Annotated in this window: 5 protein-coding genes and 2 pseudogenes; 3 read left to right on the top strand and 4 right to left on the bottom strand. The window is 56.3% G+C overall.

Going from position 1 to position 6216, the window contains the following annotated elements:
* Positions 1 to 91: 91 nt before the first annotated feature.
* Both DU506_RS20455 and DU506_RS20450 read right to left on the bottom strand, forming a co-directional pair.
* Positions 92 to 997, bottom strand: a complete 906-nt coding sequence (locus DU506_RS20455; RefSeq protein WP_235825843.1) for a Y-family DNA polymerase — start codon at positions 995 to 997, stop codon at positions 92 to 94.
* Positions 994 to 1443: a LexA family protein gene (locus DU506_RS20450; RefSeq protein ID WP_114488692.1), complete on the bottom strand. Its 450-nt coding sequence runs from the start codon at positions 1441 to 1443 to the stop codon at positions 994 to 996. Before DU506_RS20450 ends, DU506_RS20455 begins: the two co-directional genes overlap by 4 nt.
* Positions 1444 to 1553: 110 nt before the next feature.
* Between DU506_RS20450 and DU506_RS20445 the strand changes: the two are divergent.
* Together DU506_RS20445 and DU506_RS20440 are read left to right on the top strand one after the other, a co-directional pair.
* Positions 1554 to 2062 (top strand): annotated as a pseudogene (locus DU506_RS20445) (transposase); the annotation flags it as partial.
* Positions 2057 to 2227: pseudogene (locus tag DU506_RS20440) on the top strand (transposase); the annotation flags it as partial. The pseudogenes DU506_RS20445 and DU506_RS20440, both read left to right, overlap by 6 nt.
* 362 nt (positions 2228 to 2589) lie before the next feature.
* Here the strand turns inward: DU506_RS20440 and DU506_RS20435 are convergent.
* Together DU506_RS20435 and DU506_RS20430 are read right to left on the bottom strand one after the other, a co-directional pair.
* A complete protein-coding gene (locus DU506_RS20435) occupies positions 2590 to 4092 on the bottom strand; it encodes a DEAD/DEAH box helicase (RefSeq protein ID WP_114488691.1) in 1503 nt (500 codons plus the stop codon).
* Positions 4089 to 4637: a hypothetical protein gene (locus DU506_RS20430; RefSeq protein ID WP_114488690.1), complete on the bottom strand. Its 549-nt coding sequence runs from the start codon at positions 4635 to 4637 to the stop codon at positions 4089 to 4091. The genes DU506_RS20435 and DU506_RS20430 overlap by 4 nt, the downstream gene beginning before the upstream one ends.
* A 661-nt stretch (positions 4638 to 5298) precedes the next feature.
* Here DU506_RS20430 and DU506_RS20420 point away from each other — a divergent pair.
* Positions 5299 to 5991 (top strand): DUF2201 family putative metallopeptidase, encoded by a 693-nt coding sequence (locus DU506_RS20420; RefSeq protein ID WP_181870840.1) that lies wholly within the window; start codon positions 5299 to 5301, stop codon positions 5989 to 5991.
* Positions 5992 to 6216 lie beyond the last annotated feature (225 nt).

The following is a 6216-nucleotide window of genomic DNA, read 5'->3' as shown; positions in this document are numbered from 1 at the left end:
TTTCAAGGTGGTGGGAATCTGGGACATGAAGCCTCCATTCGATCTGAGATGGTGGTGAACACCACGCCATGATCAAGGCTTCAAGGCGACTTCAATAGATGCAGATGGCGGGACGCTTACGCACGAACACCATCACTGTACTGGTAACACTTCCCTGCTTGCGTAATTTCTCACCCGCTCTCATGGCATGCTGGCGAAGCGCTTCTCGAAGATCATGTGGGCTGTTTGTGAGCTGGCCAAACGAACGAGAAACCATAATTTGTTGTTTGGGTTGGCTCATATCATCGAGCTGGATAGAAGGTTGGCCGCGCAATTCCCAAACGATGCGCTCTTGCACCACACTAAAGTGACGCCGGATTTGTTTGGGATCTGCTTCACGGAGCTGCCAAGCGGTTTCTATTCCCATCAGCCGTAGCCGCTCGCCAGTACGTCGAGCGATTCCCCATAGCTCGGTAACCGGCAACTGCTTGAGCAAGGCCTGAGTCGCTGGGCTATCGGTCTCCAGTTTGCAGACGCCTTTATCACGGTAGCCAGGATGCTTTTTAGCGGCATGGTTCGCGAGCTTGGCTAGCACTCGCGTGGGAGCGAAGCCGACCGAGACGGGAATCCCTGTCCATTGCCGAACGGTCTCGCGTAAGTGTTGCCCATAGGCTTCCAGGGTCGTGGGATCAAAGCCTTGGAACCCGACAAAGCTTTCGTCGATGGAGTACATCTCCACATCCGGCGAAAACTCTGTCAGTGCCTCTGTCACGCGACGGCTCATATCCCCGTAAAGCGCATAGTTACTCGATAGCAGCGTCGATTGGCGTCGGATAAACGGGGGCACCAAGTGCATCGCTGTGCCCATCTTTACGCCAAGGGCTTTTAGCTCATTGGAACGGGCGATAATGCAGCCGTCATTATTCGAGAGCACACCGACCGGGCGCCCTTCAAGCGATGGGTTAAACACTCGCTCACAGCTGACGTAGAAGTTGTTGCAATCGACCAAGGCGATCATAGCGGCGTGGCACCCGGCAAACTGTGCAGGACATGGGTGACGACGCCCCAGACATGCGATTCACGCCCCTCCAGGGGAATCGGCTTGTAGGCGGGGTTGCTGGCCTTTAAGTAGGCGCACTGCCCGACACGCTCTAACCGCTTCACGGTGAGCTCGCCGTCTACCGCGATAACAATAACGCGACCGTGCAACGGCTCCAGGCTTCGGTCCACCACCAGCAGGTCACCATGGTGGATGCCGTCTCCAAGCATGGAGTCACCCTCCGCACGCACAAAGAAAGTCGCTGCCGGCCGCTTTACGACGTGGCGGTGAAGATCAATGTCAGCATCCAAATGATCATCAGCTGGACTCGGGAAGCCGGCTCGCACAGCACTGGCGAACATAGGCAACGGCTGCGGCACTGGGCACAGAGCCGCGGTGCCCATCAAAGAAGCGGTTGTCGTCATAAGGCGAATCTCCATAACGGTATTTATATGGCTATGTTGGTATCTGTTGTTGGCGTACTCTAAAAACACTGTATAAACTACTGTATATCCAGTTTCCTCTGGAGTACACCATGAAGCGCTCAGACCTCAACGCTCTCGAGCAGACACTGGCTCGCCTCCCTGTCAATCTCAAAAATACATATCCAATCAGCTGCTTGAGCAAATCAACGCCCAAGCGGACACTCTGATCGCGACGGTAAGGTCCTACCCCCCCATGCCCCCACTGCGGCCATGAGCATCCTGTCAAATGGGGGCGTGCCGGTGGTTTGCCGCGGTATCGGTGCCGGAGTCCCGCGTGCCGCAAAACGTTCAATTCCCTCACGGGGACACCCTTGGCCAGATTGCATCATCGTGACAAATGGTTTGATTACTTGCGCTGCATGCGCGACAGCCTGACATTACGCGTCTCGGCAGCCCGAGTGGGGATCGATTTGAAGACGGCCTTCCGCTGGCGTCACCGTTTCTGAAAGAGAACGCCAGTGCCAACGGCAATGCCTTGTCCGGCATTATCGAGGTAGATGAAACCTTCTTTGTGGAATCCTGTAAGGGGAAGCGTCACCTCACGCACCGGGCGCATCGTCTGAAGACCCGGGCGGGACGCGCGTTGTATGCGCTGTGCAAGCACACGGTGGAACCGGTCTTTGGCATCATCAAGCACGTGATGGGATTTCGGCAGGTCTCGCTGCGCGGTCTCGACAAGGTCAGCGGCGAATGGCGGCTGACGACCATGGCCTGGAACATCAAACACGCCCAGCAGAAGCCAAGAGACGGCACAAGACAAGGCCGTAGAAGACGAAAGCGCCATTCCAACCGCAGGTCGCTTACCCTACGGAAAAATCAACGAGGGGACGCTGCTTCTGCGATTCGCGTCCCTTAATCCGACAGTCTCCTAGCTTTCACTTCATTGAGGGCTGGCCATCCTTGGCCGCATCCTTGCGTGACGCGCCCCGATTACAGCTCTTGGCAGAGCCGTGCGTATGGCGTCACACATTCAGCGTGGCAGGAGCAAGGCGGAATGTCTGTAAGCCATGGCGTACATAGGCGTAAGTCTTTATCCCTTTCTGAGAAAACCGCCACGCCGCTTCCTTCTGCGTGGCGATGTCATCGTCAAAGTTCCAGGGTGGCCAGATGCTTGCTAAATCGCTGGGAGTACGCAACGTCGTGTTCCCACTGCGATGACACGGTTGAAGTGGCGGTTGTTGCCGTCGACGTTCCGAACGCGATACCCGCCACCTCGGTGACCGATGCCGGGATGGCCTCCTCGACGAGTGTGACGCTATCAAGCGGCATCACCGGCGAGGTGTTGCCATAGCCGGGCATTGGCGAGGCTACCTCCAGCGGGATCACCCTGACCACTGCGTTATCATCAGGAAAGTCATCGGCGATGCGCTCAGCATAGCGACACAACAACGACTCGTTGACGACAAACAGGTAGCAGTCATCGTCATGCAGCCCCATGCGCCGGATGATGCGCCCGAGTACCTGGCGAAAATATTGCTCGGTGCGAATCCGGCTCAGGTAGCAGCATACGCGCAGACGTGGAATATCCACGCCTTCACTGATCATCCCGACGGCCACTACCCACGCTTGAGAGGATTCCCGAAATGCCTGCAGCTTGGCATGCGCATTGGGGGTTTGGCTGGTAACCAGGCAGACGTCTTCGCCTTGGCCCTTTAGCCACTCAGCGATTTCCTCGGCATGCTCAATATCGGAGGCCACCACCAGGCCGCCGGCACTCGTCTGCGCTTGGCGCAACGCTGCAAGCTTGGCGACGCCTTGCGTTAAGACACGCGCCATGGGGGCTTCATGGCGCAGCAGATCCGCATAACCGATTCCGGGATGGCGAAGCAGGTGGGGAATGCTGGAAAATCGCTTTTGCTTGGGTGGCTTTTTGCCCTTGGCGTGGGTCATCGTCAGTTGAATGTGCGAATTATCAATCAGCCAGATGTACGGCGTCCGGCACACACCATCACGCACGGCCTCTTGTAGCGTGTAGACAAAATCCGGAACCAAACGCTGCTTGAGCGCCGAATCATCCTCCTCGTCGTCGACACTCACCTGTGCATCCAGATAGCGCAGCAGCGGCAGACATTTACCATCGGTGCGCCAAGGAGTGCCCGACAAAGCCAGGGTATAAGTGACACAACGCTCCAGGATCAACAGCGCCTGCCCCCAGACATTAGCACCCTTCTGGGTGCCGGGCAGCCGCCCGGCATGATGGCTCTCGTCCCAGATCAACAAAACGCGATACTGCGCGCCCAGCTGTTGGAACACGGGCAAACGCGACCAAAGCGACTGATAGGTGTAGCAGCCGCCCCGCGCGCCCAGCTTGCCGTTCATCATAAGACCCGTAACCTCGGCGAGTGTCTGCTCGGCACGGCTGATCACCTCCTTGCTCGGCCCAAGATACAGCACAAAATCCACATCACCACGTTCCAGCAGCTGATGGGCTAACACCGCTGCCATCAACATTTTCCCCGCGCCCGGCGTGGCCTGGCAGAGAAAATGCGGTTGAAAAGGCGACAATTGCTGGAGTGCCTGAGTCAGACAGCGCTGTTGCCAATCGCGCAGCGGCAGGTGCGGGGAAGACTGGATGTCGGGGAGTTTCATGCCTTACCTCCCTGCTGAACCAGCCGCTGCCGGACTTCTGCGTATATGATCAGCTTTTCGTTCAGTGCCTTTGCCTGCGCTTCTTTTTCGTCGAAAAGCGAAGCGATCGTGTCACGAATATCCGGGTACTGCGTCGCCATCTCTTTTAACGTCTGCAACTGCTGCATGTGCGCCTCCATTTTGTCACGCAGCGCGTCACTGTCGCGGTTGAGTTGCGTGACAAGCGACATAGTAACGTTGGCGTCGCATGTTGTGTCGTGAGGCATTTCCTCAAGACCTGCGTTAACCACAGCGGTCAGTTGAAACACCTTGCGGCACTTGCCTTTCGTACCCACTTGCTCAACAACGCCTTGCTCCACCCGCTTATAAATTTGTTCACGCACGTACTTACACAAACGCTTCGGATCAAAGTCAGCAAATTCAGGGCGCTCGCCAAGACGGTCGCGGAGCTCACATACCGTAAACGTTTCGCCATTGGCAGCTTTGTGTTTTAGCAAGTCCTGTAGCGGTGCCTCCGCGACGGGATGAATATATTGACGGCTCATGAGCGCACCTCCTGCACAAGGACAGAACGCGTTGATGACGCGGCTTTGGCATCCAGTACAAGGGGCTTCTGCATATGACGTTGATAGCGCTGATAGCGAACACGGAGGATGCTATCTGAGAAGAGAGCGGCACGTGCCATGGCACGGTGGGCAGCAGCACAAGCCCGAAGGCTACGGAAAGGAAAGAAAGTTGACATAAAACAGCTCCTTGGATTTATCGGAGCCGCCCCCACTGTCGCCAATACAGTGATGGGGGCGGCCGTACGCAGGTTGGCGAACCGGTATCCAAGAGGACCGGCAGACACGAATGTCTCCCACGCACGACCGCCATAATCATGGCAGACACAAAAACAGCGCCTACCATGGTAGCAACGCTTGTGCTTCTTGGATATTACGGGTCGCCAAAACCCGGCTGAGGAATTTGCCTCAGCGATTTTAGATTAGCACTGGACCAAGAAAGCTGTAAAGCCTATTACGGGCAGAGAAACATTGGGTGACTCGGAAAACTCACATCGTAATGCCACGGCAATAACATATTGGGTAATCACAATGCAGCAGGCGCGCTTTATCAAGCGCGTGGATAATCAGGGTTATCCGACGCGTTTTGTCGTTAGGCCCTGTCATGGTGGAGGTGTTCTCACGGGAAGCACCAGGAGCCAGTATGTTCACCGCACAATGCCAGGTCCTCGACATGAAGCCAGTTCTCTCAGATATCCCCTGTATCAAAAATGAACAACTGACCTTATGGCAAGCTGATCGTGACGCCTGGCGTCGGGACCACCCGTTAATGGCAATGCTTGCGGATGGCCTGGCACTGGTGCCGGTGCTTGATGACCGCCTCGCCACTGCGACTACGGATGGTCAGTCATTGTTTTTCAACGCGGCTTACAGCGCTGGGTTAAATGCCACCACTCGCGCCTTTTTACAGGCCCATCTGGTCTGGCATTGCGTCGCTGGCCACTTGCACGAGAAGCCTCATTTGGATGGCCACCGGTGGCACCTGGCCTGCGACCATGAAGTCAATGCGCTCTTGATGCTTCAAGGATTTCCTGTCTGCGAGGACACGGTGCTGTTTCCTTCGCGCATGAAACAGTCGGCCAACGACGTCTACGACTGGCTCAGCGGGCATCCTGCGCTGGAAAGAGAGGTCAGCCTTGATCAACTGCCTTGCCTCCCCTTGGCCAGCTCTTCCCTGCCGAACGCCTGGCAGCGCGCCACCGATCCTGACTATCGGCCGCAACCGTTGAACGAACAGGTCGAAAGCGGGTGGCAGCACCAAGCGATACAGGCGGCGCACCATTGCCAAACACCCCTGGATTCTTCAGGCAGCCTGCCAGGCTTTTTAATTACATAACGTGATACTTTTAAATGAGATAGTTATGCTGAAGTGAACCATAATTAGCCCTCGCACAAGGAAGTGTCATGTCTGAAATTCGTGAAACGTTATTCCGCTACCTGACCATGCTGCAGTTGATTCCCCGCAGCCCGGGTAGGATCGCTACCCCGGTGCTGCTGGAAAAGCTGCGTGAGCGTGGCTTTCAAGTGGACAGTCGTTCGCTGCAGCGTGATCTGCGCGACA

The organism is Vreelandella rituensis, assembly GCF_003336665.1.
Taxonomy (GTDB): Bacteria; Pseudomonadota; Gammaproteobacteria; order Pseudomonadales; family Halomonadaceae; genus Vreelandella; species Vreelandella rituensis.
The sequence above is the reverse complement of the archived record's forward strand: the minus strand, read 5'-3'. Positions and strand labels throughout refer to the sequence as shown.